Source organism: Nitratireductor sp. ATLC21, from assembly GCF_057196525.1.
This window is the reverse complement of sequence record NZ_JBXUOU010000001.1, coordinates 1,103,007-1,123,332: the sequence shown is the minus strand read 5'-3', so window position 1 is coordinate 1,123,332 and position 20,326 is coordinate 1,103,007. Positions and strand designations below refer to the sequence as shown.

Sequence of the window (20,326 nt, the reverse complement as noted above, 5' to 3'; positions counted from 1 at the left end):
CTTTTCAGATGTTCTCAAGCGGCGGGATGGTGGGGCAGGGGCGAAATCAAGTCAATGCGCTGAGAGGAAAGGGGGAACCGCCACTGTGGATGGCGTCACGGCCAATACCTTGAACAATGTTCCCATCTGGTCGGGGCTGGCGAGCCGTTCCACATCGTTGCGAATGGCTTGCTGCTCCGTGGCGTTCCTGCCGGCACCCAGTCGTCCGGCGCGCTCCAGAAGGCCGAGCCCGATGAGAAAGTCACCCTGGCTCATCAGTTCGGCGGTCAGGCCCTGCTCCTTTGCTGCACCTGCCAGAGCGGAGAAATCCACATGCGCCGTCAGGTCGGCTTTGCCGGGCTCCTTCAGTACGTCCTGATAGGCGTGGCCGCGCATCGCCTGCAACGTGTCGCCGGTGGCCGCTGTCGCATAGCCATAATCGATGAAAAGCCCGGCGCCGCCCTCTCTGCCGATGCGTTCGGCGATGCGGGCCATCAGGGCATTGCGAGCGGGCGCGAGTTCCACGATTGCCCCTTCGGGTGCGTTATTTGCACCCGGCGGCAGTAGAGCGGGGTCCGCAGAGCCGGCCCCTGCCATGAACGCAAGCCGTTCTTCCGCATCGAGGCCAACCACGCGTTCGCGCCAGGCATTTCCGATCTTCACATATTGCCGGATGGGAATGGCGTCGAACAGCTCATTGCCAATGATGAAGAGTGGCCCTTCCGGCAAAGCGTCCAGATCGGCGATCCATGCCACTTCACCTTCCGGAAGCCCAAGCGTCTTACGCTGCACGTCGCTCAGCCGGGGGCTCGCTTCGATCATGAAAAGCCGCATTTGTTTTCTGAACGCCGGGTCGATTTTGGCCCAGGTCCGGAGCATGTCCTTCATCAGCGTTCCGCGTCCGGGGCCAATCTCGGCCACAACAGGCGTTTTTGGTGCGCCGCTCGCCTTCCAGGCCGAGTAGAGCCAGATGGCGCACAATTCGCCGAACATCTGGCTGATCTCCGGCGCGGTGGTGAAATCGCCATCGGCGCCAAAGGGCTGGCGCGTCGTGTAATAGCCCTCGTCGGGATCGAACAGGCAAAGCGCCATATAATCGGCGACGCTCATCGGCCCCGCCGTTTCGATCTGCGCTTTGATGCGGTCCTTCAGCGTCTTCATCAGGCTGCGGCCCGCGCCCTCAGCATCGCCCACACACCCACAAGCACCATGGGAAGCGAAAGCACCATGCCCATGGTCAGCCACCCGCCGGCCAGATAGCCGATATGCGCGTCAGGCTCGCGGAAGAACTCGACCACGATGCGCGATAGGCCGTAGCCGCACACAAACGCGCCGGCGACGAAGCCCGGCATCTTCAGCTTCAGCCCCTTATGGGTGAGAAAGCGCAGCACCACGAAAAGCACCAGCCCTTCGAGCGCTGCTTCATAAAGCTGGCTCGGATGGCGCGGCTCCGGTCCGCCATTGGGAAAGACAAAGGCCCAGGGCACGTCCGTCACCCGGCCCCAAAGCTCCGAGTTCACGAAGTTGGCCACACGCACCAGACCGAGACCGATCGGCACCACCGCCGAGACCGTATCGAACAGGCTCCAGGCACTGATGTCACGCTTCTTCGCAAACAAAAGCATGGCAAGCGTGACGCCGAGCAGCCCGCCATGGAACGACATGCCACCCTCCCACACGGCGAGAATGTCGAGCGGGTTCGCGATGTAGCGGGGAAGGTCGTAGAAGAGAATATAGCCGATGCGTCCGCCGGCGACGATGCCGATCGCTGCCCAGAGAACGAAATCGTCGAGATCCGTGACCGTCATCGCCGGCTTGCCGCCTGCCCACAGGCGCTCGTTCGAAACCAGCCGGCGCGCATACCACCAGCCAAGGAGTATGCCGACCACATAGCCGAGCCCGTACCAGTGGATGGCAAGCGGTCCGACCTGCAGCGCCACCGGGTCTATGTTGGGAAAGGGCAGGGCGGCCAGGGGCGTTAGCAGGTAATCGGTCAATCGGGCCTCCCGGCGCATGAAACATAGTCGCCGCAGGTATTGCGAAGCATCGGGGCGAGGTCAAGGCGCGGTTTGCCTTGCAATCGGCCGTCTTGCCCACTAGGTCAGAGGTTCAATCTGGGAAACGAGCCATGACCAACGGAAGCAACCGAATCCTCGACGAGTTCGCCAAGCTGATGACCGATGCCGCAGGTGCCGCTCAGGGCGTGCGCCGCGAGGTCGAGACAGCCTTTCAGGCACAGGCCGAACGCATTCTCAGCTCGATGGACGTCGTCCAGCGCGAAGAGTTCGAGATGGTGCGCGAGATGGCTTTGAAAGCGCGCGAAGAAAACGCGGCGCTCATTGCGCGCATCGACGCCCTGGAAGCAAAACTTTCGGAAGGCGGCGTGTCAAAAGCTGCGAAATCCGATTCGAAACCGGCGTCATCCACCCGGACGAAAAAATAATTTTTTATTACTGGCGCCTGTGTATGGCGTCGAAAAATCCTTGTCCGAGAGTCGCTTACGTCGCGCCGCTCTGTGCCGCGCGGCGTTTCTATCCACACGCTCCACAGGCTTTCGATAAAAAAGGTCTGGTCACGCGACTCTGCATCAATACACTGAATTTACAGCGTGATTCGTAACTGGTCATGCAGTCGGGCAGGGGCGGGCCCGCGTAAGTTCCATGCGTTGTCGTTGTCGCTCCACATTGTGTTTCAGGTCTGAAACGTCTTGCGGAAGAGCATTTCCGCTGTGGATTCTTGCGGGGTGTTGCGGCGCCTCCAGATACGGGAAAGCAGATTAATGAGCCTTCTTGAACTCGACATGACCCGTGATGCGCATCCCGTTGATGTCATCGAACATGTCGCGCACACCAATGACTGGAGCTTCGAGCGTAATGGCGACGACGAGATCGCCATCGCCGTGGCCGGCACATGGACCGACTATAACGTGTCCTTCTCCTGGATGGAGGAATTCGAGGCGCTGCATGTTGCCTGCGCCTTTGATCTGAAAGTGCCTGCGAAGCGTACCCTGGAAGTCATGCGGCTCCTTTCGCTCATCAACGAACAGATGCTGTTCGGCCATTTCGACCTGTGGGAGCGCGAGAATGTCGTGATGTTCCGCCAGGCGCTGGTTCTTGCCGGCGGCGTCGAGCCTACGGGCCAACAGGTCGAGACCATGCTGAACAGCGCTCTGGAAGCCTGTGAATGTTATTATCAGGCTTTCCAGTATGTCATCTGGTCCGGCAGCACCGCTCAGGATGCATTGAACAGCGTGTTGTTCGAAACCTACGGAAACGCCTAGGTCGCAAGAAGGGGAGCGGGCATGTCATCGGAGAAGGCCCCGGAAATCACATTCGACGATTTCCTGAAGGTGGATATCCGCATCGGCACCGTGATTGAGGCTGAACCTTATCCGGAAGCCCGCAAACCCGCCATCAAGCTCAAGGTCGATTTCGGTCCGGAGATCGGTATCAAGAAGTCGTCCGCGCAGATCACCGTGCATTATACGCCCGAGACTCTCGTCGGGCGGCAGGTGGTGGCGGTGGTGAATTTCCCGCCGCGCCAGATCGGTAAATTCATGTCGGAAATCCTCGTGATGGGGTTTTCAGACGAAAATGGCGCCATCGTTCTCGCTGGATGCGACGGGAAAGTGCCAAACGGCAGCCGCCTTCACTAAACAGCCTCAGCAGGCCTGTTCCGGGTTGTATAAATTCGGCCGTCCGTGCCTCAATCCAGAAAACCAAACGTCTCCGCGCCGTCGAAGTGGCGAATGCGCAGACCAGCAATCGCACCTGTTTCCATCAGCCGTGCATTGATGGCCATGCGGTTGCCTCGGTCTCGTGGGCTCCAATGGGTTGTGCATCCGCAGGTGGGGCAGTGGTGCATTGCAAGCGTCTTGTCGCCCTGCACATAGGCCACGGTTGTGTCTTCGCCGCTTAGAAAGCTCACCTCGGCAGGGTCGCAATGAAGCCAGAGTGCGCCGAGCCTGCGGCAGAGCGAGCAGTTGCAGTCGGTCAACCACAAGGGCCGTGCGGACGTTTCCATCCGCACGGCCCCGCAATGACATGCCGCTGTCAGGATCATATCCGTCAGGCGGCTTCGTCGTCGCGCTGGTTGACGAAGATCAAGACGCCGATGATCGCCATGTAGAACTTGAAGGCCGCGTCCTGTCCGTTCCACGTGTCGGACTGCCACATCAGGAACCATTCGCCCCCGACGACCATGAAGCCGAAGAACCAGACGAGAAAGCCGATCGTTGCACCCGCGACCATCAGTTTCTTGGATGCGTTGAACTCTGCAGCCGAAGCGTTGCGCGCACCGAGCATCCTGAGGCCGCCGAGCAGCAGAAGCACAAAGGTAAGGCCTTCACCGGCGATAATCAGCCAGTATCCCGCATGCCACAGCGCCGGCGTGGTGATAGCGCGATACATGGCTGAATTGCCGGGGAATGTCGTGTCCATGCTGAACACGTGCTGCACGAAGGCGAAGTTCGAGCCGTAATCGGTGATGTTGTTGAACGTCACCATGAAAGCAAAGGCAGCGAGTGCCAGCGTCATGGCGATTTTTGCGTAGCGTGAAGTCATGGGCCCCTTCCTTGGATGACCGGGCGGGCGAAATAAGCGTGTGTAGCCCGGTTGCGACTCAGTGTGTTAGACGAAAGGATAACGTGCAATTTACTGCAGGCGAAGGGTCAGGAAACTGCCCGACCCGCGATATCGGGAGACAAGTCTTGAAGACGATCGTCGAACTGACCAGCGCCGCGCGCCGCAAGGCTGAAATCGCCGGCCTCGACAGGCAGCTGGACAGGCTCAGTCTGGGTGACTGGGCCCGAAAGGGGGATTTTATTGAACTGGCGGGGCAGGGGGAAATCATCGTCTTCATGATCCGTGCCCGGCGCATCCGCGTGGATGCCGATGGCGTCCAGACACTGGTTTTCGAGTTGGATCACCCACCCCGCCCGGCTGTACGTTGACCTGGTTGAAACGCTCTATGAGGGCACGCGGATAACGGCCCGCAGTCCGCCGAGCGGGCTGTCGTCCAGAGTGACGTCGCCCCCGTGGCTACGGGCGATATCGCGGGCAATGGACAGGCCAAGCCCTGTTCCGCTTTCATCCTGATTGCGGGCTTCATCGAGCCGCACGAAGGGTTTGAAAACATCCTCGCGCATGTCGGCTGGGATGCCGGGCCCGTCATCGTCCACGGTGATGGTCAATGTCCCATTGCTGTTGCGGGCGGTGATCTGAACATTGGAGGCATAGCGGAAGGCATTGCCGATCACATTGTTCAACAACCGGCTGAAGGCGTTGGGCCGTACATGCAGATGCGTGTTGCCGTTGGTCTCGATCTTCAGCGTGCATCCGCGCAGGCCGGCTTCTTCCACAGCGCGTTCAAAGAAAGCGACGAGGTCGAATTCACCCGGATCCTCCGCCGCTTCGCCGCGCGCAAACGCGAGATATCCTTCCAGCATCGAGCGCATATCCTCGATGTCCTGATTGAGCGCCTCGATGTCCTCTTTGCTGCCAGCCACGGCAAGTTGCAGCTTGAAGCGGGTCAGAATGGTTCTGAGATCGTGGCTCACCCCCGTCAGCATGGCGGTTCGCTGCTCGATCTGCCGCTCGATTCTTTCACGCATCAAAAGGAAGGCACTGCCGGCACGGCGAATTTCCTCCGCACCGCGCGGCCGGAAATCGCTCGGTGTCGGCCGCCCCTTGCCGAAACTGTCAGCAGCGGCGGCCAATTGCAGGATGGGGCGGATCTGATTGCGCAGGAAGGCCACAGCAATGGCAATCAGCACCAGCGACGTGCCAACCATCCATAGAAGAAAAATATGCGTGTTGGATGCATAGGCCTGGCTGCGGCGGGCAAATACACGCAGGACCTGGTTCTCGAGCTGAATGCGAATTTCGATGATGTTTGAATTGCCCACCGTGTCGAGCCAGAAAGGCCGGTTGATCTGCCGGGTGATTTCTTCACCCAGCGTTTGATCGAGGATGGAAAAAAACGGTTTGGGGCCGGGAGCGGGCAGAGGATCGGGCGGCAGAAGGTCGATCTTCAGTGCCAGCCGTTCCTGCGCAATGCGAATGACCTGCGCATAGCCGTCATTGCCCGGATAGGTCTCGATCATGTCGATAATCGCAGAAATGTCGCGCGTGACAGCCTGGCTCAGACGCTGCGTGACCGTTTGCCAATGGCGCTCCATGAAAACGAAAGCGATGACGGACTGGAGAAGCAGCATCGGCGCAATCACGATGATCAGCGAGCGCGCATAGAGTTGCTTGGGCATATAGCGCGAAACGATGCGCCAGAACCGTCGCCAGGGCCTGCGCATGGCACCCAATGCCTGTTTGAAGTGCGTCAACGACGTAATCTTCCTGGCTGCCGTCTTCTGTTCTGAGTTGATGTTCAATTCCGCCATTCGCCCTTTCGGGCATCCATTCCCGAACTGCAATCCGGTCCGATCCTATGCATTGCGTGCGAAAGAGGGAACCGCTTTTCCGCGCGGCGTTCTCGCGGTCGAATTGTGCTGGCCTGTAAGCGGATACAACGTCAGCAACCGCAAGTGCGAAGAGCCTCTTGACTTAAAGTCAACTTGAACTTCGAAAGTGTGTGGCATGTCGGTTCCCATTGATTTTCCAAGGAGACACCATGCCCGCGCAGTCACAAGCAAATTCCAACCCGGGCGCGATCTATCGCGTCGATAAATTCACTGTTCCTGTCGCGGCCCGCGAGGAATTTCTCGATCGCGTCTCGGCCACGCATGCGCTTCTGCGAGAACAGGTGGGTTTCGCGGGGGACATCATTCTCGAGCAGGCCTCAGGCCCAGGCGTGTTCAATTTTGTCACGATGGTGGAATGGGAGGGGCCTGAGGCAATTGCGCGCGCAGGTGAGGCTGTGGCTCGGATGCATTCCGAAACGGGGTTCGACCGCCTCGAGATGATGGATCGCCTTGGCATAAAAGCGGATATTGCGAACTACCGGCCGCTTTCGGTTTGAGATACGGGCTATTCCACGCTTAGCCGATAACCGATGCCTCGCACGGTCTGCAGGTAGACGGGATTGGAAGGGTCGCACTCGATCTTGCGGCGCAGGCGGTTGATCTGAACGTCGATCGTGCGCTCGCCCACCTCCGAATCCTCTCCCACCAGTTCATGCCGCGGCACAGTTTCGCCCGCCCGCTCTGCGAAAATCACCATGATGTCACGTTCGCGGTCGGTCAGCTTCACCAGCTTGCCGCTGTGCTTGAGTTCTCGTTTGGCGATCTGGAATGCGTATGGGCCGAACACCACTTGCTCGACCTTGGGAGTGGATTGCGGCGCGCTACGGCGCAAAATGCTGTTGATGCGCAGCACGAGTTCCCGAGGATCGAACGGCTTTGGCAGGTAGTCGTCGGCGCCGGCTTCAAGTCCCGTGACGCGGCTGTCCGTTTCCGAAAGCGCGGTCAGCATAAGGATCGGTGTGTCCTTTTCTTCGCGCAGTGATCTGGTGAGCGAGACACCATCTTCTCCCGGCATCATGACATCGAGAACGACGAGATCGAAATCGAGTCCCACCAGTTTGCGGCGTGCTTCGGCCGCGTTGCCGGCAATGGTCACGCGGAAACCGTTTTCCCGCAGAAAGCGGTTGAGCAGGCTGCGAATACGCGTGTCGTCGTCGACCACCAGCAAGTGCGGCGCATCATCGCTCAGGACAGGTGGGTCCTTTTCGAGATTGCCGGTTTCGCTCATCGTGACGACCTCCTCAAGCGACGTGGACGCATTGCTCATTTAGAACGCCCGTTGGGCAGTTTGTCCATCTGAGCGCGCAATTCCGGGTTCACCATCGCGCGCAGAAAGCGTTCTACCGCCGTGCTGTCGCCCGGCTGAGCTTCTTCAAGTGCCGCACGGATGCGGCGGGACTGTGGCAGCGCCAGCGCCAGCGCCAGGTCGCGCCCCTTCTGCGTTGGGTAGAGTTCGCGTTGGCGGCGGTCGCGGGGCCCTGGGACCTGGACAATGTATCCATCGTCGATGAGCTGTTTGAGCACCCGAGCCAGGCTCTGCTTGGTGATCCTCAAGACTTCGAGAAGTTCCGCCACGGTCAGGCCGGGCAGCCGGTTGACGAAGTGCAGAACCCGATGGTGCGCTCGTCCGAAACCATATTGGTCAAGGATGGCGTCAGGATCGGCCGTGAAATCCCGGTAGGCGAAGAACAGATGCTCGATGATTGCGAAGTCAACGCCATCATCCAGTGTCAGCGGGGTTTTGATCGGGTCGGCGTCTGTCATGCTTGTTGGCTGCTTCCGGTCGTTTCGGTCGAGTGATGAAGAAATTATGTCAGCCTTATTGACATAATTTCAAGGCATGGTAATTTTTGACAATGTTTTCGTCCTGACGCGAACAAAAAGGTATCCTGAAGGTCATTTTTCGGAACATCCTTCAAATTCCTTTTGGTAACGCTTAGGCTGAGATGGATGAAAGCGTCGTCCTCAGGGCGGTATTTTCGATTTGCCCGGTTCCACGGAAACGAACCGGCGGGAGAGGTTACATGGCAGCGGTTCCTTTTGATCAGCTCGAGGGCTTTATCTGGCTCAATGGTGAATTCGTCAAATGGGCGGATGCGAAGATTCACGTATTGTCCCATGGTCTGCACTACGCCAGTGCCGTGTTCGAGGGCGAGCGCGCTTATGGTGGCGAGATCTTCAAGCTCACCGAGCACACCGAGCGCCTTCATGAATCCGCACGTATTCTTGGTTTTACCATTCCCTGGTCGGTGCAGGAAATTGATGATGCCTGTCGAGAGCTTCTGGCGCGACAGGGCTTCGCCGACGCCTATGTTCGGCCAATTGCCTGGCGCGGAAGCGAAATGATGGGCGTGTCGGCGCAGAACAACCGCATCAACCTCGCCATCGCGATCTGGCAGTGGCCGAGCTATTTCGATCCCGAGCAGCGTCTCAAGGGCATCCGTCTTGACATGGCCGAGTATCGTCGGCCGGATCCTCGCACGGCCCCGTCCAAATCCAAGGCCGCCGGCCTCTACATGATCTGCACGCTTTCCAAGCACGCGGCGGAGGCCAAAGGGTATGCTGATGCAATGATGCTGGATTGGCGCGGCCAGGTCGCTGAAGCGACCGGAGCAAACATCTTCTTCGTCAAGGATGGCGTCCTGCATACGCCGACGCCTGACTGCTTTCTTGATGGAATCACCCGTCGCACGGTGATCGATCTTGCCCGCCGTCGCGGCCTGGAAGTGGTTGAGCGTGCAATTATGCCGGAAGAGCTGGAAGGTTTTGAACAGTGTTTCCTTTGCGGTACCGCTGCGGAGGTCACACCTGTCTCCGAGATCGGCCCTTACCGCTTCGAAGTCGGTGAAATCACGCGTTTGCTGATGAATGACTATGCCAACGAAGTGCGTCCGGAGTTGCGCGTGGCAGCGCAATAAGTAGCCGCAACCGCAGGTTACTTCCTGAAATATTCACAGCCTCCTGTTTGACAAGGGCCGGAAACGCGCTTTCATGTGCGCGCCGGCCCTGGGAGGTCGGTGTTTTGAGAGGGACCGGATATGGAAGCTCTACTTCCTATTATTGTGCAGGCTGTGACTGGTGTTCTTGGCGGCGAGGCGATCGGCGCTGTCGTGAAGAAGGCCGCAATGGGTCACGGCGCCAAGATACTGAGCGGTATCATCGGCGGCGTCGGTGGCGGCGCTCTGCTGTCAAGCATGGGCGGCGATGCCGGTGCGTTGGGCGGTCTGCTTGGTGATGCTGTTGGCGGCGCTGTCGGTGGCGGCGTGCTCACCGGCATTGTCGGTGCTGTCATGGGCGCCATGAACAAGAGCTGATCTTCATCAATTTCATGAAGCGGGCAGCCGGGGGTGGTTGCCCGTTTCCCGTTTCTGTACCGCGTTTTCAGGTCATGACCACGAGGTCTTTATGGGCAATCTCCGGGCCGGCATCATCCCCGTGACGCCATTTCAGCAGAACTGCACCATTCTTTTCGATGAAGAGACCAAGAATGGGGTGGTGGTGGATCCAGGCGGTGAGGTGGACCGTATTCGCGGGGCTATTGACGACAATGATATCTCTGTTGAGGCGATCTGGCTGACCCATGGTCATATCGACCATGCTGGCGGCGCGATGGATCTCAAGGAGGCACTTGGTGTCCCCCTTATAGGGCCGCATGAGGACGACCGGGAGCTTCTGGCCAATCTTGAAAACCAGGCGCGCATGTTCGGCCTCGATCAATCCGTGCGCAACGTTATCCCCGACCGCTATCTGAGCGAGGGCGAAACGGTCTCCTTCGGTGAGCACGAGTTCGAGGTTCTTCATTGCCCAGGCCATGCGCCGGGGCATGTCGTGTTTTTCAATCGCAAGGCCCGGTTCGCTCATGTGGGCGACGTGCTCTTCAACGGTTCGGTCGGCCGTACCGACCTGCCGGGCGGCGACCATGATGCGTTGATCCGCTCGATCAGGGAGAAGCTGCTGCCGCTCGGTGACGATATCGGCTTCCTGTGCGGTCATGGCCCCGGTGGGCGTTTTGGCGACGAGCGGCGCTCGAACCCATTTCTCGTATAGTTGCGCGTTCAGTCTGTGCGCAGCCGGGCAATTCCATAGCCGGCAAGCGCCAGTGCCACGGCGGATGCGGCTGTCCGCGCCTGGTTCCAGAACTGCCATCTTGAAGAGTATTCGGACCAGATTGCTTCCGCTGCTTCGATTTCTTCCGGTACCGAAACCAGCGCCAGCGCCTCGTTCATCGGCACGTTGACCGCCATCGTAAGAATGAGGCCGAACACCAGGTAGGTCGCGGCCCCTGCGGCGATCCAGAAGGCTGGAGCCTTCTGCCCCTGGACCCGGATCATGAACGCTGTCAACGCAAGGACCACAGGTGTCAGAAAGAATGCGGGAAAGAACACCGCATTGCGCACCGAGGCGTTCATCGCCTGCATGGCGGCGATCGCCACACGCGGGTCTGTCTGGTCGAGGCCCCACATGGTTGAGCAAACCCACGCATAGAAGAACCCGAAGATCGCCCCGGAGAAAAGAATAGCCACGACCGAGAGGCCGGTTGTCACGCTGCGCATCGCCTTGTCTCCAAAATCGTACATATCTGTACACTTTATATTTTCGTACATTTGTGTACGGTGCGTGTCAAGGCAGTCGGAGATGTGCATGCGTGAGGAAACGAGGGTTGAACGCCAGGCGCAGATTGAGCGTGCCGCCTATCGGCTTTTGCACGAAAGGGGCTATGGCGGAACGTCGATGCTGGCCATTGCCAGGGAGGCGAGGGCGTCAAACGAAACGCTCTATCGCTGGTATGGCGACAAGAATGGTCTCTTCAAAACGATGGTCGAGGCGAATGCGCAGGAAACGCGTGAGGCTCTGCAGCGAGCGATTGAGACAGGGGAAGATCCGCTGGAATGTCTGGAGAACGTTGCCCCGGTTCTCCTGTCGATGCTTCTTGGCGAGAAGGCGGTCCTTCTCAACCGTGCTGCCGCTGCCGATGAGAGTGGAGAATTGGGCCGCGCCATCGCCGCTGGCGGACGCAGCGCCGTGGCGCCACTTGTTGAACAGTTGCTTCGCCAGGCCTGTGAGGATGGCTGTCTTGATGTGCTGTCGCCGTCGGCCGCTGCGGAACAGTTTTTCAGTCTTCTGATTGGCGATCTTCAGATCAGGCGCGTGATCGGTGTTTTGCCGGAGCCGCAACCTGACTTCGTTGTAGAGCGGGTGTCCAATGCCATGATGGCTTTCAAAACCCTTTGCGTTCGCTCCTGCTCTGATTGACATCGCGGCCGTGAATCAACTACAGATTGAATTTCGCGCGAGGCGATCGTTGGCTCAGCGGGTGGCTGCGATCCAGGTCTGGCGTTCGTTGCTTGTGTCCGAGGACCGGTTCTTCATTTTCCAGAGTGTCCCTTGGAGGCGTTCTTTATCCCCACATCCAGCTTTTCATGAAGAAAGGCCGGGCTGAGCCCGGCCTTATTTCAACTCGGGGCAGGGAACCCTGAGGTTAGCGCGGCTGGCAGAAATGGCGCTGACCGTCATAGCCCATGAACGTCCCGGTACGCCCGTCGAAGCTGCGATAGCGGTTGGAGCAATAGCGGAACCATTCGCGCGACCATGGCTCCATCGCGGGGCGATAGCGAACCGGATGTTCGCGATATACCGGGCGTTCCCGGTAGCGGTATGCTGGGCGCTCTCGGTATTGATAGACAGGCTGGTAGTCGGGACGATAGGGCGGGTCGATATAGACACGATCATTGTCGCGGCGCGACTCCGAGAGAAGCCCGCCGACAATGGCGCCTGCTGCCAGGCCGATCACTCCGGCGGCGATCGCATCATTGTTTTTGTGCCGATGGCGATGGCCGGCATCGGCGGTGGAGATCGCTCCAAGCGTTGTGGCTGCGACGGCAAGGGAGAGAATTCCCGTCTTCAGGAAGCGTTTCATGACTTTACCTCTTCAAACACGAGCTACGGTTTTTCAGGGGGATCCGCAGCTTTCGCCAAGGATTTACCCCTTCGCACCTGAATGGCACCTGAATGAGGCAGGCAGCCTGCATTCAACCGTTATGAAACATTCCAGAAGAGTGGAACGCGTTGCGGACACACCGCTCAAACGCTCTGCCGCGTCTCGCCTGCAAGCGTAATTGCGAGAGCTTCCGACAATGAATTCCAGCCGGGCTTGCGCCTTTCGCCGGTTACTCGGTGGGTGAGGGTGCGCGGATCCGGCTGGAGAATGCCCGATACTGACGATTGAGGCATTGGATCCCGCCATACCGGAACGCCGGGGCACAGGTTAAAGGCAGGCACCGGCGGGCAGGGCTTCATCTCCGCGGCCACGCCATTTCAGCAGCTTTGCCTCCCCATACAAGCTGGCGCAAAATCAGAGCGCGTCCAGCGATCGCTGGACGTTTCAGGGCAATTCCGGAACCGCCATAACGGCTCATTGCCCGGAACTGCTCAAAAACAGGGGCTTTGCCTCAATCGTTGTTGCGCGACACCGGCAAAGCTGTTCTGCAGGAATGCTGCGCCCCCCTCAGGGCGCAACCTCCAGGTTGACGGCTTTCGGGCCTTTGCCGCGCTTGTCCGGCTCGGTCTCGAATGTAACCTTCTGTCCGTCCTCGAGGCCCTGCAGGCCAGATGCCTGGACAGCTGAAATATGAACAAACACGTCCTTCTCGCCATTGTCCGGGGTAATGAACCCGTATCCCTTGGCCTGGTTGAAGAACTTGACGGTACCACTCTGCGACATAGGAAGGAGTCCTTTCTCCCTTTATGCTGGTTTCGGCGGGCCAACCTCTTGGCGGGTTTTGGCCCATGGCGTCATCGGTCGTTTACTGGGGGAGAAGAAACAGTCAGCTTCGCGCCTCTCATCGGGACCAATGTTGCGGGCTTCTCGCCCGGACAAATCTTTTGTCCTCATTGCTTCGACGCGACTTCCCGGAAGGGGGATTTGAGCCCCCGCCAGGGCATGCCATTCCAGTCTCCGGGCCGGCAAATGCCCGAATGGCAGGGAGCTTGTTCGATTTTTTTTAAGGGGGCAAGCGAAAGTTTTATGAATAATACGAATTGCGAAGAGCCATGCTTCTGCAATCTGTACGGGCAAACAAAAAGCGCGGCGAGTGCTCGCCGCGCTTGAAATGTGCATCCGAGAATGTCTCGAAATCAGGCTGCGGACAGATTGACTGCCTTCGGACCCTTACCCATACGGTCGGGCTCGACCTCGAAGGAAACCTTCTGACCATCGCTGAGCGTGGTCATGCCGGAACGCTCAACAGCCGAGATGTGAACGAACACGTCTTTCGCGCCATCATCGGGGGTGATGAAGCCGAAGCCTTTGCTCGCATTGAAGAATTTAACGGTGCCTGTCTGGGCCATTGGGAAACTCCTTTTCCCTTTGAGAAGTCGCGTCTGCGCAACGTGCACAGGTTAGCGGTGGTTCGAGAGTTTGAAGAAAATCGGGGAAAGGGGCCGTCCAAATCATAAAGCTTCCAGTCTCCGGGTCTGCAATCACCCGAGCGCGGATGAATCTATGACACGAAAGGGAAACAGCTACAAGACTGTCCGAAACGCCCTGTTGCGTCCCGTCTGAGGCGTGCCGCAGCGCGGTTTCTCGCAATCGCCCCTTTTTTCTTTGAACCGCACAAACACCAGTTTCAGCCACTTTTCAGCGCGTTTTCCGATCAATCTTCGACTAAGGTATAATATCCTCATCCTCTCGCAGCCGCTTCCAGTGCAGCAATATCGAGCTTTACCATTTTGAGCATTGCCTGGGTCACACGTTGTGCCTTGGCGGGGTCTCGATCATTTATCAGTTCGCCGAGCTGTCTTGGCAAAATCTGCCAGCTCAGCCCCCATCGATCCTTCAGCCATCCGCATTGCTCGATCGTTCCATCTTCTCCGAGCGCGGCCCATAGCTTATCGATCTCGCTCTGACTGTCGCATTCGACGATGATTGAGAAACTGTGGTTGAAAGCATCGAGCGGCCCGGCTTCGAGGCCTCGGTAGTGTTGATCACCGAGCATGAAGCTGGCGATCTTTACGCTTCCCGGCGGCCCGCTCGGGGTTTCAGCGGGTAGGGTGTTGAGGCTTTCGATCTTCGATCCCGGGATCAGTGACGTGTAGAGCCGGAGTGCGCTTTCCATGTCTTTTTCGAACCACAAATGCGGTATGACTTTCATGGTCGTGCCCTTTCGTCTGGCTGAATTTCTCCACGCAGGACGAGGGCCGGTGTTGAATTCCGACACGCCGGTTAGGTTTTTTCGGCAATCGGCCTCCAGCCGTGCAGGATTCGCATGTCCGGCAGTGCCGCGGACCAGAAATGCCCCTGAAAGGGCTGGTCATGGGCCCGGGCGATCGGCACACCGCGCAGGCTGCACAGGAGCAGCGTGCCAACAGCACCATGGGCGATGACAGCGATGTCTCCGGTTCCCTTTTCCATCCTGATCCTTTCCACGGCTGCAAGAATCCGGTGCTGCGCATCGATGGCGCGCTCCCATCCTCTCACGCTTATGGTCGGCTGGGCGAAGAATGCATCGGCCGTGCGTTCAAATTCCTCGGGTGGAAGAAAACCGGTCGCTGAGCGGTCATTTTCTCCAAGCATGGGGTCCGTTTTGACGTCGAGGTGGTGCCGGGCACCAAGAATGGCAGCCGCTTCAAGGGCTTTCTTTTCCGTGCTGGACCAGATTGTGCCAATGTTTTGCGCTGCGTTGCTTTCGGCAAAATGCTTCATGCGTTCGCGTCCGGTGGTGCTTAGCCCCCAGTCTTCCACAGCGATCGAAGGGTCAATGATGACCTCGGGGTGCGTGATGAAGAGAAGTTTTGCCATTGGTGCAGGTTCTGACACGGGGAGTGTCCGGCGTCCATCCTGCGGTTTGAAACGTCATCTGTGCTTATCTGGCGCCAGAAGTGCGCCCTCAAAGTCCTGTCGGGCAACGGTCGAGCACAAAGTAAGCCATTCACAGCCAACACACGCCTTCCGGGTCTTGCCATGGGCGAAGGCGGAGCGCATCCGCTCGATCAGTCTTTTGTCGGGGCGAAGCAAGCGGCCTGTCTCTGTCGCTTGGCCGAGCCAGTGTGAGAGTGCATGTGCTGCACGGGCATCGCGTTGGTTCACGCGCGGGTTGAGGCAATGTGGGTGCGAGCTTTCGTGAAGGAGCGGACGGCAAATGTCGTCAGGTCCTTCGACGAGAAGCAGATCTTCACCTGCATTGAGACGCGAAATGATCTCGTCGTAATTGGCGGTGAAGGCGGGGCTGTAGCCCCGCCCGACATAAGTGAGCATGCACAAAAGATGATGCGCACGCAGCCGAATTGTCATTTTGTCTCGCCGCGCTTTGCAAACCGCGCGAGCGCGACAAGGGATGCTGCTCCCAGTGCGGACTTCAGAATGCCGCCGACAACAAAGGGGGCAACGCCGAGCAGGAACGCCTTTTCCATCCCGATCATGCCGGCAAGCCAGATGCAGCCCATAGCAAGACAGAGTCCGTTCGCTGCGAGCATCGAGCTGAAGGCGAGAAGCGGGCGCTGGGCGTTCCATCCGCGCTCAGCCAGAAGGCCGACGAGGTAGGCCATGACCGGGAATGAGGCAAGATAACCGCCAGTCGGTCCTGCGAAGTGCGCAAGGCCGCCAGCACCTCCGGCCAAAACAGGCAGGCCGATCATCGCCTCGCCGAGCCAGGCAAGAACAGTCAGCGTGCCCAGGCGTGCGCCGTAGAGTGCACCAATCATCGCGATCGCGAAGGTCTGCATGGTCACCGGGACGGGTACCATGGGCACCTCGATGCGCGAGGCGAGCGCGAGAGCGAGGGTTCCAAGCACAACGGCGCTGACCTTGTAAGCAAGCGACTTCTGGTCAAGCTGCAAGACGCCCGCACTGCCGATCAGACCAGGGGTGTTCAGGGGGACGGTACTCTGTGACATTTCGCACCTTTTAAATTATAGATAATTTTTAATATTGATCTATTATTGAGTCCATATTCGAGCGGCTTTGGCAAGAGGGTGTGAATAATCCCTGCCTTTGCATCGGTTTCAGCGCATGTGAACGGGGTGCGCAACGAAGATGCGCGAAAGACATGGGGCCATATCCGCCCCATTTGAAAATGAAGCTTCCGAGGCTGGTTAGCCCTCGATCACAAATGCCTTGCGCTGTTTGCCGGATGCCGTCTCGACTGGCTTGTGTCCGACCCATTGCACATGCCGGGAGAGGACCGCGCATGCCGCGTCCGTTTCTCCACGCCGCAGGTGTTCGAGGATCGCACGATGATCGCGGTCTGTACGGATTTCCCAGTTGGAGCGCCATGCGGAGAACAGGAACCGGGCGCTGGCCGCATGGAGATCGTCTATGGCGGCAAGCAGGCGAGGCATGCCGCATGGGGTTACGAGAAGTCGGTGAAAACGCCGGTTTGCTGCTTCCCACGCGATGACGTCTTTAGCCTGATCGCCTTCCAGCGTTGCCTCCTCAGCTGCGGCGAGGATAGCCGGGGTCAGGTGCTGTGCAGCGTTGCGCAACGCCAGCACTTCCAGTGCCGCGCGCATCTCTGCCACTTCGCGCACCTGATTGAGATCGAAGGCCGCCACCCGGACGCCGCGGCGTGGCTCGTTCTTTGCCAGGCCCTGAGCTTCCAGCAGCCGGAATGCCTCGCGCACCGGCACATGGCTTGTAGCGAATTCCTCGGCGATATGATCCTGCCGCAACCGCGCCCCCGGTTCCAGTTTGCCTGAAACGATGCGCTCGGCCAGCGTGCGGGCAATCTGAGTGGCTTTGGTCTCTTTGCGTGCGGTCATAATTATAGATAATTTGGTTCGTGCTCTTTTGTCGAGTGCCGGCCGGCCCCTCTTTTGAGGGGCGTGTGGAACTGTGACGCTTGACGATTTTCATATATGGGATATTTTCTCAAATATGGATTCTGGATCGCATGGACCCTCAAGCGTTGACCGACGTATAGCCGAGCGCCTCCGCACACTTCGTCAGGAGCGTGGTTGGTCTCTGGAAGATCTTGCCAGTCGGAGCGGTGTGAGCAGGGCGACCCTTTCGCGACTTGAAAACGCCGAGGTCAGCGCCACTGCCAATGTGCTGGGCCGTCTCTGCCAGGCCTATGGCATCACGCTTTCGCGTCTCATGCACCTTGTGGAAGATGATTTTCCTCCACTTGTGCGGCGGTCTGCTCAGACGGTGTGGGAGGATGCGAAGTCTGGATTTAAGCGCCGGATCGTTTCACCTCCGGCCCGTGCGCTTGCCGGGGAGGCTATGGAGGGCCTGCTACGCCCCGGAGCGCAGATCACCTATGAAGGGCCACCGCGGGCGGGGTTGGAACACCACCTCGTTTTGCTGGAGGGTGCCTTGCATATCATGGTCGACGGGGCGTCTCACACACTGCATCCCGGCGACTGCCTTCGCTATCAGCTTCGCGGCCCAAGTCGGTTTGAGGCCGATGTGACCGCGGGTGCGCGCTATCTCCTTTTCACGGTCTGATCATGCCGAGCACTGCCACATTTTTCATAGAACGTGTTGATGCTATCAAAGCGCAAAGCCTCCTGCCTGAATTGGCTGCTTTGCTTCACGCTTGTGTCCATGACGGGGCGAGCATCGGTTTCATCTTGCCGTTCGGTTTGGAGGACTCTGCGCATTTCTGGCGCGAGAAAATTCTTCCAGCGCTCGGATCAGGCGGGCGCATACTGCTCGTCGCCTGGCAGGGCGGCAGGCTCGCGGGGGCCGTTCAACTTGTCGTCGATACCCCGCCCAATCAGCCGCATCGCGCCGAAGCTTCCAAACTGCTCGTTGATCCCGCCTGTCGCCGGCAGGGCATTGGGCGGGCGCTTATGAGAGCACTGGAAGCTGAGGCGGGAGAGCTTGGACGCAGCCTTATCACGCTGGACACCAGGACGAGCGACAAGGCCGAGCCGCTTTACGCTGCACTGGGCTTTTCCGTTGCGGGCGTAATCCCGGATTATTGCCGTGATCCGTTTCTCGATCGTCTCGACGCCACGACGATCATGTACAAGCGGATCGATGCCATGCGGGCTTTATGACACCGCTCGACTTTCGAAGGCCGGAGCCGCAAGACGTTCCGCGTGGGCCCGCAGGTCGGCAGGCCATTGGCCTGTTCTGCGTCGGAAGCTCTCTGCATCACCGGCATAAAGGGCGCGTGCCGCGTCTTCATATCCGGGCTGGTCGCCCAGCATCGCCATCATGAATGCATCGGCCGCCGATTTGGCTCTGCGGACTTTTTCATGGGGCGCATCCGCGGTGCGGGCGGCATCGACCAGCTTTCGCAGTGTTGCCGAAGCACCGCCGGGCTGCCCGTTCAGCCAGTCCCATTGGCGCGGCAGCAGGGTCACCTCGCGCGCCACCACGCCCAGCCTGGGTCGGCCGGGGGCGCGCTTCGGTTGCGTCTCCTCTTCCTTCGGAGCCAGCCTTGCCGCCACGTCCTCGCAGCTTCCTGCAAGGTTGAAGTCGATCTGTCTGCCCGACAGGTCATCGAAGATCAGCACATCGGCACCGGAATGCTCATCGAGCAGATTCTTGGCCGCCAGCGCAACCTCGACGGCGCTGCCTCTGGCGAGAAGCTTCTTGCCATGAAAGGCGGTGAAACTGGACATTGGGGTTATTCCTTTGAGTTGGGTGTTTTTACCCGGGTATAATAAATCTGTCAATATACCCGGGTAAATTCCTGATCGAGACGGGAGTGCGTATGAAAGAACTTCTGCTGTTGCGCCATGCGAAGTCGAGCTGGGAGGATCCGGGGCTGAGCGACGTTGCACGCCCGCTGGCGTCGCGGGGGCGTCGTGCTGCTCCGCTCATGGGGCGGGAGCTCATGCGGCGCGGCTGGCTGCCTGACCGGGTTCTGGTGTCTCCGGCCCGTCGTGCGCAGCAGACATGGCGCCTGGTTGCCGCAAAGCTTGGGGGTGCCGAACCGGAACTTGGCAGCGGGGAGGGGCTCTATATGGCCGCTCCCGAACACTTGCTTACCGTGCTGCAAGAGGTGCCGGAGCAAGCCCGGCGCGTTCTCCTTGTCGGTCACAATCCGGGCATGCAGGATTTTGCTATTCGTCTTGCCGGCCCGGGGTCCGAAGTGGATGCGCTTGAACGCATGCGGCAGAAATTCCCCACCGCCGCGATCGCCCGCTTTGGCTTTGAGGAAGAGTGGGCGGGGCTTGCGCTTGGCGGTGCACGGCTGCTTGATTTTATCAAGCCGAAGGATTTTTCCCCAAAATAGGTTTGCGGGCCGAGCTTGCGACAGCGGCGCATCCGCGCTAGCACGCTCTCAAACGTCTGGAGGTTTTATGTCCCGGTGAAGGGGGGCGGTTTGCGCCCCGGAAATGGATGCCGGAATTGGATAATTGCCGATTTATAAGCGGCTCGCGCATCCGTTTCGCTTTCTTCAATGCAGTTTTCCTGCAGTCAGCGTGCCTCTGGCAGGCGCGTTCGATGCTGCACAACCGGACATGACCGAAAATGATCAAGACCTATCAGCCCGGCGTCGATGACGACGCCATCGTCGATATCTGGCTTCGCGCCAGCCGGCTCGCGCACGCCTTCCTTGGCGAAGATTTCATCGCCGGGGAAGCTGACAACATCCGCAATGTCTACCTGCCTATGGCCGAGACACGCACCATCTGGGTGGATAACCGGCTCGTCGGCTTCATCTCGCTGCTTGGCCACCAGGTGGGCGGTCTTTTCCTCGATCCGGCGTTTCATGGCCGCGGTCTCGGACGAGCGCTGATGGATGATGCCGTTGCCCGCATGGGTACGCTCGAACTCGACGTCTTCGTGAAGAACGATCTCGGCCGACGCTTCTATGCGCGCTATGGCTTCGTTGCGATCGAGGAGCGTATCGACGAACCCACGGGTGAGCCGGTGCTGCGTCTTCGCTATCCTGCCTGACATGATGGCGGATGATG

The 20,326-nt window shown here is 59.1% G+C and carries 31 protein-coding genes; 13 read left to right on the top strand and 18 right to left on the bottom strand.

The window, feature by feature from the left end:
- Window positions 1-51: 51 nt before the first annotated feature.
- Entirely contained in the window at window positions 52-1,140 is a 1,089-nt protein-coding gene (locus AC2CHD_RS05455) for a class I SAM-dependent methyltransferase (protein WP_484552851.1), read from the bottom strand.
- Window positions 1,140-1,994, bottom strand: coding sequence for a prolipoprotein diacylglyceryl transferase (lgt, locus tag AC2CHD_RS05450; RefSeq protein WP_484552850.1), 855 nt, complete (start codon window positions 1,992-1,994; stop codon window positions 1,140-1,142). The genes AC2CHD_RS05455 and lgt overlap by 1 nt, the downstream gene beginning before the upstream one ends.
- Before the next feature lie 113 nt (window positions 1,995-2,107).
- Here lgt and AC2CHD_RS05445 point away from each other — a divergent pair, with 113 nt between their 5' ends.
- The 3 genes from AC2CHD_RS05445 (at window position 2,108) to AC2CHD_RS05435 (ending at window position 3,634) form a co-directional block, all read left to right on the top strand.
- A complete protein-coding gene (locus tag AC2CHD_RS05445; protein WP_484552849.1) occupies window positions 2,108-2,422 on the top strand; it encodes an accessory factor UbiK family protein in 315 nt (104 codons plus the stop codon).
- A 336-nt stretch (window positions 2,423-2,758) separates the two neighbouring features.
- The gene (locus tag AC2CHD_RS05440; protein ID WP_223021232.1) at window positions 2,759-3,259 is read left to right on the top strand and encodes a type III secretion system chaperone family protein; all 501 of its coding nucleotides are present in this window, start codon (window positions 2,759-2,761) and stop codon (window positions 3,257-3,259) included.
- Window positions 3,260-3,280: 21 nt separating this feature from the next.
- Complete coding sequence (locus AC2CHD_RS05435) at window positions 3,281-3,634, top strand: tRNA-binding protein (protein WP_229448702.1); 354 nt, start codon at window positions 3,281-3,283, stop codon at window positions 3,632-3,634.
- A gap of 50 nt (window positions 3,635-3,684) precedes the next feature.
- Here AC2CHD_RS05435 and AC2CHD_RS05430 read toward each other — a convergent pair whose 3' ends face one another.
- Entirely contained in the window at window positions 3,685-4,041 is a 357-nt protein-coding gene (locus tag AC2CHD_RS05430) for a GFA family protein (RefSeq protein ID WP_484552848.1), read from the bottom strand.
- Window positions 4,042-4,046: 5 nt separating this feature from the next.
- The gene (locus tag AC2CHD_RS05425) at window positions 4,047-4,541 is read right to left on the bottom strand and encodes a DUF2165 family protein (RefSeq protein WP_484552847.1); all 495 of its coding nucleotides are present in this window, start codon (window positions 4,539-4,541) and stop codon (window positions 4,047-4,049) included.
- A 146-nt stretch (window positions 4,542-4,687) separates the two neighbouring features.
- On the opposite strand from AC2CHD_RS05425, the gene AC2CHD_RS05420 reads away from it, so the two are divergent.
- Complete coding sequence (locus AC2CHD_RS05420; RefSeq protein ID WP_484552846.1) at window positions 4,688-4,930, top strand: hypothetical protein; 243 nt, start codon at window positions 4,688-4,690, stop codon at window positions 4,928-4,930.
- 15 nt (window positions 4,931-4,945) lie between these two features.
- On the opposite strand, the gene AC2CHD_RS05415 is transcribed toward AC2CHD_RS05420, so the two are convergent.
- The gene (locus AC2CHD_RS05415) at window positions 4,946-6,286 is read right to left on the bottom strand and encodes a sensor histidine kinase (protein WP_484553225.1); all 1,341 of its coding nucleotides are present in this window, start codon (window positions 6,284-6,286) and stop codon (window positions 4,946-4,948) included.
- A 317-nt stretch (window positions 6,287-6,603) separates the two neighbouring features.
- Between AC2CHD_RS05415 and AC2CHD_RS05410 the strand changes: the two genes are divergently transcribed.
- Window positions 6,604-6,951, top strand: a complete 348-nt coding sequence (locus AC2CHD_RS05410) for an antibiotic biosynthesis monooxygenase family protein (RefSeq protein ID WP_484552845.1) — start codon at window positions 6,604-6,606, stop codon at window positions 6,949-6,951.
- Between the two features lie 8 nt (window positions 6,952-6,959).
- Here AC2CHD_RS05410 and AC2CHD_RS05405 read toward each other — a convergent pair whose 3' ends face one another.
- Window positions 6,960-7,682, bottom strand: coding sequence for a response regulator (locus AC2CHD_RS05405; RefSeq protein WP_484553224.1), 723 nt, complete (start codon window positions 7,680-7,682; stop codon window positions 6,960-6,962).
- A gap of 35 nt (window positions 7,683-7,717) precedes the next feature.
- Window positions 7,718-8,218, bottom strand: a complete 501-nt coding sequence (locus AC2CHD_RS05400) for a MarR family winged helix-turn-helix transcriptional regulator (RefSeq protein WP_229448707.1) — start codon at window positions 8,216-8,218, stop codon at window positions 7,718-7,720.
- Between the two features lie 260 nt (window positions 8,219-8,478).
- On the opposite strand from AC2CHD_RS05400, the gene AC2CHD_RS05395 reads away from it, so the two are divergent.
- The 3 genes from AC2CHD_RS05395 (at window position 8,479) to AC2CHD_RS05385 (ending at window position 10,501) form a co-directional block, all read left to right on the top strand.
- Complete coding sequence (locus tag AC2CHD_RS05395; protein ID WP_229448708.1) at window positions 8,479-9,372, top strand: branched-chain amino acid aminotransferase; 894 nt, start codon at window positions 8,479-8,481, stop codon at window positions 9,370-9,372.
- 120 nt (window positions 9,373-9,492) lie between these two features.
- A complete protein-coding gene (locus AC2CHD_RS05390; RefSeq protein WP_229448709.1) occupies window positions 9,493-9,768 on the top strand; it encodes a hypothetical protein in 276 nt (91 codons plus the stop codon).
- 91 nt (window positions 9,769-9,859) lie between these two features.
- Complete coding sequence (locus tag AC2CHD_RS05385; RefSeq protein ID WP_484552844.1) at window positions 9,860-10,501, top strand: MBL fold metallo-hydrolase; 642 nt, start codon at window positions 9,860-9,862, stop codon at window positions 10,499-10,501.
- A gap of 8 nt (window positions 10,502-10,509) precedes the next feature.
- On the opposite strand, the gene AC2CHD_RS05380 is transcribed toward AC2CHD_RS05385, so the two are convergent.
- Complete coding sequence (locus AC2CHD_RS05380) at window positions 10,510-11,031, bottom strand: anthrone oxygenase family protein (protein ID WP_484552843.1); 522 nt, start codon at window positions 11,029-11,031, stop codon at window positions 10,510-10,512.
- A gap of 64 nt (window positions 11,032-11,095) precedes the next feature.
- On the opposite strand from AC2CHD_RS05380, the gene AC2CHD_RS05375 reads away from it, so the two are divergent.
- Window positions 11,096-11,707, top strand: a complete 612-nt coding sequence (locus tag AC2CHD_RS05375) for a TetR/AcrR family transcriptional regulator (protein ID WP_484552842.1) — start codon at window positions 11,096-11,098, stop codon at window positions 11,705-11,707.
- A gap of 226 nt (window positions 11,708-11,933) precedes the next feature.
- Here the strand turns inward: AC2CHD_RS05375 and AC2CHD_RS05370 are convergent, their stop codons facing one another.
- The 9 genes from AC2CHD_RS05370 to AC2CHD_RS05330 all read right to left on the bottom strand — a co-directional run bounded on the left by AC2CHD_RS05370 (window position 11,934) and on the right by AC2CHD_RS05330 (window position 17,209).
- The gene (locus AC2CHD_RS05370; protein ID WP_229448713.1) at window positions 11,934-12,371 is read right to left on the bottom strand and encodes a BA14K family protein; all 438 of its coding nucleotides are present in this window, start codon (window positions 12,369-12,371) and stop codon (window positions 11,934-11,936) included.
- A gap of 164 nt (window positions 12,372-12,535) precedes the next feature.
- The gene (locus AC2CHD_RS05365) at window positions 12,536-12,685 is read right to left on the bottom strand and encodes a hypothetical protein (protein WP_484552841.1); all 150 of its coding nucleotides are present in this window, start codon (window positions 12,683-12,685) and stop codon (window positions 12,536-12,538) included.
- A gap of 274 nt (window positions 12,686-12,959) precedes the next feature.
- Window positions 12,960-13,175 carry a cold-shock protein gene (locus AC2CHD_RS05360; protein WP_223005964.1) on the bottom strand — a complete coding sequence of 72 codons (216 nt, stop codon included), beginning with the start codon at window positions 13,173-13,175 and terminating at the stop codon, window positions 12,960-12,962.
- A gap of 413 nt (window positions 13,176-13,588) precedes the next feature.
- Window positions 13,589-13,801 carry a cold-shock protein gene (locus AC2CHD_RS05355; RefSeq protein ID WP_223021220.1) on the bottom strand — a complete coding sequence of 71 codons (213 nt, stop codon included), beginning with the start codon at window positions 13,799-13,801 and terminating at the stop codon, window positions 13,589-13,591.
- Between the two features lie 332 nt (window positions 13,802-14,133).
- A complete protein-coding gene (locus AC2CHD_RS05350) occupies window positions 14,134-14,604 on the bottom strand; it encodes a VOC family protein (protein ID WP_484552840.1) in 471 nt (156 codons plus the stop codon).
- A 71-nt stretch (window positions 14,605-14,675) separates the two neighbouring features.
- Window positions 14,676-15,251 carry a histidine phosphatase family protein gene (locus tag AC2CHD_RS05345; RefSeq protein ID WP_484552839.1) on the bottom strand — a complete coding sequence of 192 codons (576 nt, stop codon included), beginning with the start codon at window positions 15,249-15,251 and terminating at the stop codon, window positions 14,676-14,678.
- Between the two features lie 54 nt (window positions 15,252-15,305).
- Window positions 15,306-15,743 (bottom strand): DUF1284 domain-containing protein, encoded by a 438-nt coding sequence (locus tag AC2CHD_RS05340; protein ID WP_484552838.1) that lies wholly within the window; start codon window positions 15,741-15,743, stop codon window positions 15,306-15,308.
- Complete coding sequence (locus AC2CHD_RS05335) at window positions 15,740-16,345, bottom strand: biotin transporter BioY (RefSeq protein ID WP_484552837.1); 606 nt, start codon at window positions 16,343-16,345, stop codon at window positions 15,740-15,742. The genes AC2CHD_RS05340 and AC2CHD_RS05335 overlap by 4 nt, the downstream gene beginning before the upstream one ends.
- Window positions 16,346-16,543: 198 nt before the next feature.
- Window positions 16,544-17,209 carry a GntR family transcriptional regulator gene (locus AC2CHD_RS05330; RefSeq protein WP_484552836.1) on the bottom strand — a complete coding sequence of 222 codons (666 nt, stop codon included), beginning with the start codon at window positions 17,207-17,209 and terminating at the stop codon, window positions 16,544-16,546.
- A 115-nt stretch (window positions 17,210-17,324) separates the two neighbouring features.
- On the opposite strand from AC2CHD_RS05330, the gene AC2CHD_RS05325 reads away from it, so the two are divergent.
- Both AC2CHD_RS05325 and AC2CHD_RS05320 read left to right on the top strand, forming a co-directional pair.
- On the top strand, window positions 17,325-17,897 hold the full coding sequence (locus tag AC2CHD_RS05325) for a helix-turn-helix domain-containing protein (RefSeq protein ID WP_484552835.1): 573 nt from the start codon (window positions 17,325-17,327) through the stop codon (window positions 17,895-17,897).
- Window positions 17,898-17,968: 71 nt separating this feature from the next.
- Window positions 17,969-18,454, top strand: coding sequence for a GNAT family N-acetyltransferase (locus AC2CHD_RS05320; RefSeq protein WP_484552834.1), 486 nt, complete (start codon window positions 17,969-17,971; stop codon window positions 18,452-18,454).
- On the opposite strand, the gene AC2CHD_RS05315 is transcribed toward AC2CHD_RS05320, so the two are convergent.
- Window positions 18,449-19,024 carry a DUF2239 family protein gene (locus AC2CHD_RS05315; protein WP_484552833.1) on the bottom strand — a complete coding sequence of 192 codons (576 nt, stop codon included), beginning with the start codon at window positions 19,022-19,024 and terminating at the stop codon, window positions 18,449-18,451. The genes AC2CHD_RS05320 and AC2CHD_RS05315 overlap by 6 nt on opposite strands.
- 92 nt (window positions 19,025-19,116) lie before the next feature.
- Between AC2CHD_RS05315 and AC2CHD_RS05310 the strand changes: the two genes are divergently transcribed.
- Both AC2CHD_RS05310 and AC2CHD_RS05305 read left to right on the top strand, forming a co-directional pair.
- Window positions 19,117-19,641, top strand: coding sequence for a SixA phosphatase family protein (locus AC2CHD_RS05310; protein ID WP_484552832.1), 525 nt, complete (start codon window positions 19,117-19,119; stop codon window positions 19,639-19,641).
- 239 nt (window positions 19,642-19,880) lie between these two features.
- Window positions 19,881-20,309 (top strand): GNAT family N-acetyltransferase, encoded by a 429-nt coding sequence (locus AC2CHD_RS05305; protein ID WP_484552831.1) that lies wholly within the window; start codon window positions 19,881-19,883, stop codon window positions 20,307-20,309.
- Window positions 20,310-20,326: the final 17 nt, after the last annotated feature.

Bases quoted from the DNA above. Each gene is read 5' to 3' on its own strand.
- AC2CHD_RS05385 (WP_484552844.1), top strand. From the start codon at position 9,860: ATGGGCAATCTCCGGGCCGGCATCATCCCCGTGACGCCATTTCAGCAG.
- AC2CHD_RS05435 (WP_229448702.1), top strand. From the start codon at position 3,281: ATGTCATCGGAGAAGGCCCCGGAAATCACATTCGACGATTTCCTGAAG.
- AC2CHD_RS05355 (WP_223021220.1), bottom strand. From the start codon at position 13,801: ATGGCCCAGACAGGCACCGTTAAATTCTTCAATGCGAGCAAAGGCTTC.
- AC2CHD_RS05340 (WP_484552838.1), bottom strand. From the start codon at position 15,743: ATGACAATTCGGCTGCGTGCGCATCATCTTTTGTGCATGCTCACTTAT.
- AC2CHD_RS05400 (WP_229448707.1), bottom strand. From the start codon at position 8,218: ATGACAGACGCCGACCCGATCAAAACCCCGCTGACACTGGATGATGGC.
- AC2CHD_RS05425 (WP_484552847.1), bottom strand. From the start codon at position 4,541: ATGACTTCACGCTACGCAAAAATCGCCATGACGCTGGCACTCGCTGCC.
- AC2CHD_RS05315 (WP_484552833.1), bottom strand. From the start codon at position 19,024: ATGTCCAGTTTCACCGCCTTTCATGGCAAGAAGCTTCTCGCCAGAGGC.
- AC2CHD_RS05335 (WP_484552837.1), bottom strand. From the start codon at position 16,345: ATGTCACAGAGTACCGTCCCCCTGAACACCCCTGGTCTGATCGGCAGT.
- AC2CHD_RS05405 (WP_484553224.1), bottom strand. From the start codon at position 7,682: ATGAGCGAAACCGGCAATCTCGAAAAGGACCCACCTGTCCTGAGCGAT.
- AC2CHD_RS05345 (WP_484552839.1), bottom strand. From the start codon at position 15,251: ATGGCAAAACTTCTCTTCATCACGCACCCCGAGGTCATCATTGACCCT.
- AC2CHD_RS05440 (WP_223021232.1), top strand. From the start codon at position 2,759: ATGAGCCTTCTTGAACTCGACATGACCCGTGATGCGCATCCCGTTGAT.
- AC2CHD_RS05455 (WP_484552851.1), bottom strand. From the start codon at position 1,140: ATGAAGACGCTGAAGGACCGCATCAAAGCGCAGATCGAAACGGCGGGG.
- AC2CHD_RS05325 (WP_484552835.1), top strand. From the start codon at position 17,325: ATGGATTCTGGATCGCATGGACCCTCAAGCGTTGACCGACGTATAGCC.
- AC2CHD_RS05415 (WP_484553225.1), bottom strand. From the start codon at position 6,286: ATGCGCAGGCCCTGGCGACGGTTCTGGCGCATCGTTTCGCGCTATATG.
- AC2CHD_RS05390 (WP_229448709.1), top strand. From the start codon at position 9,493: ATGGAAGCTCTACTTCCTATTATTGTGCAGGCTGTGACTGGTGTTCTT.
- AC2CHD_RS05360 (WP_223005964.1), bottom strand. From the start codon at position 13,175: ATGTCGCAGAGTGGTACCGTCAAGTTCTTCAACCAGGCCAAGGGATAC.
- AC2CHD_RS05430 (WP_484552848.1), bottom strand. From the start codon at position 4,041: ATGATCCTGACAGCGGCATGTCATTGCGGGGCCGTGCGGATGGAAACG.
- AC2CHD_RS05310 (WP_484552832.1), top strand. From the start codon at position 19,117: ATGAAAGAACTTCTGCTGTTGCGCCATGCGAAGTCGAGCTGGGAGGAT.
- AC2CHD_RS05305 (WP_484552831.1), top strand. From the start codon at position 19,881: ATGATCAAGACCTATCAGCCCGGCGTCGATGACGACGCCATCGTCGAT.
- AC2CHD_RS05410 (WP_484552845.1), top strand. From the start codon at position 6,604: ATGCCCGCGCAGTCACAAGCAAATTCCAACCCGGGCGCGATCTATCGC.
- lgt (WP_484552850.1), bottom strand. From the start codon at position 1,994: ATGCGCCGGGAGGCCCGATTGACCGATTACCTGCTAACGCCCCTGGCC.
- AC2CHD_RS05380 (WP_484552843.1), bottom strand. From the start codon at position 11,031: ATGTACGATTTTGGAGACAAGGCGATGCGCAGCGTGACAACCGGCCTC.
- AC2CHD_RS05375 (WP_484552842.1), top strand. From the start codon at position 11,096: ATGCGTGAGGAAACGAGGGTTGAACGCCAGGCGCAGATTGAGCGTGCC.
- AC2CHD_RS05350 (WP_484552840.1), bottom strand. From the start codon at position 14,604: ATGAAAGTCATACCGCATTTGTGGTTCGAAAAAGACATGGAAAGCGCA.
- AC2CHD_RS05445 (WP_484552849.1), top strand. From the start codon at position 2,108: ATGACCAACGGAAGCAACCGAATCCTCGACGAGTTCGCCAAGCTGATG.
- AC2CHD_RS05370 (WP_229448713.1), bottom strand. From the start codon at position 12,371: ATGAAACGCTTCCTGAAGACGGGAATTCTCTCCCTTGCCGTCGCAGCC.
- AC2CHD_RS05365 (WP_484552841.1), bottom strand. From the start codon at position 12,685: ATGCCTCAATCGTCAGTATCGGGCATTCTCCAGCCGGATCCGCGCACC.
- AC2CHD_RS05395 (WP_229448708.1), top strand. From the start codon at position 8,479: ATGGCAGCGGTTCCTTTTGATCAGCTCGAGGGCTTTATCTGGCTCAAT.
- AC2CHD_RS05330 (WP_484552836.1), bottom strand. From the start codon at position 17,209: ATGACCGCACGCAAAGAGACCAAAGCCACTCAGATTGCCCGCACGCTG.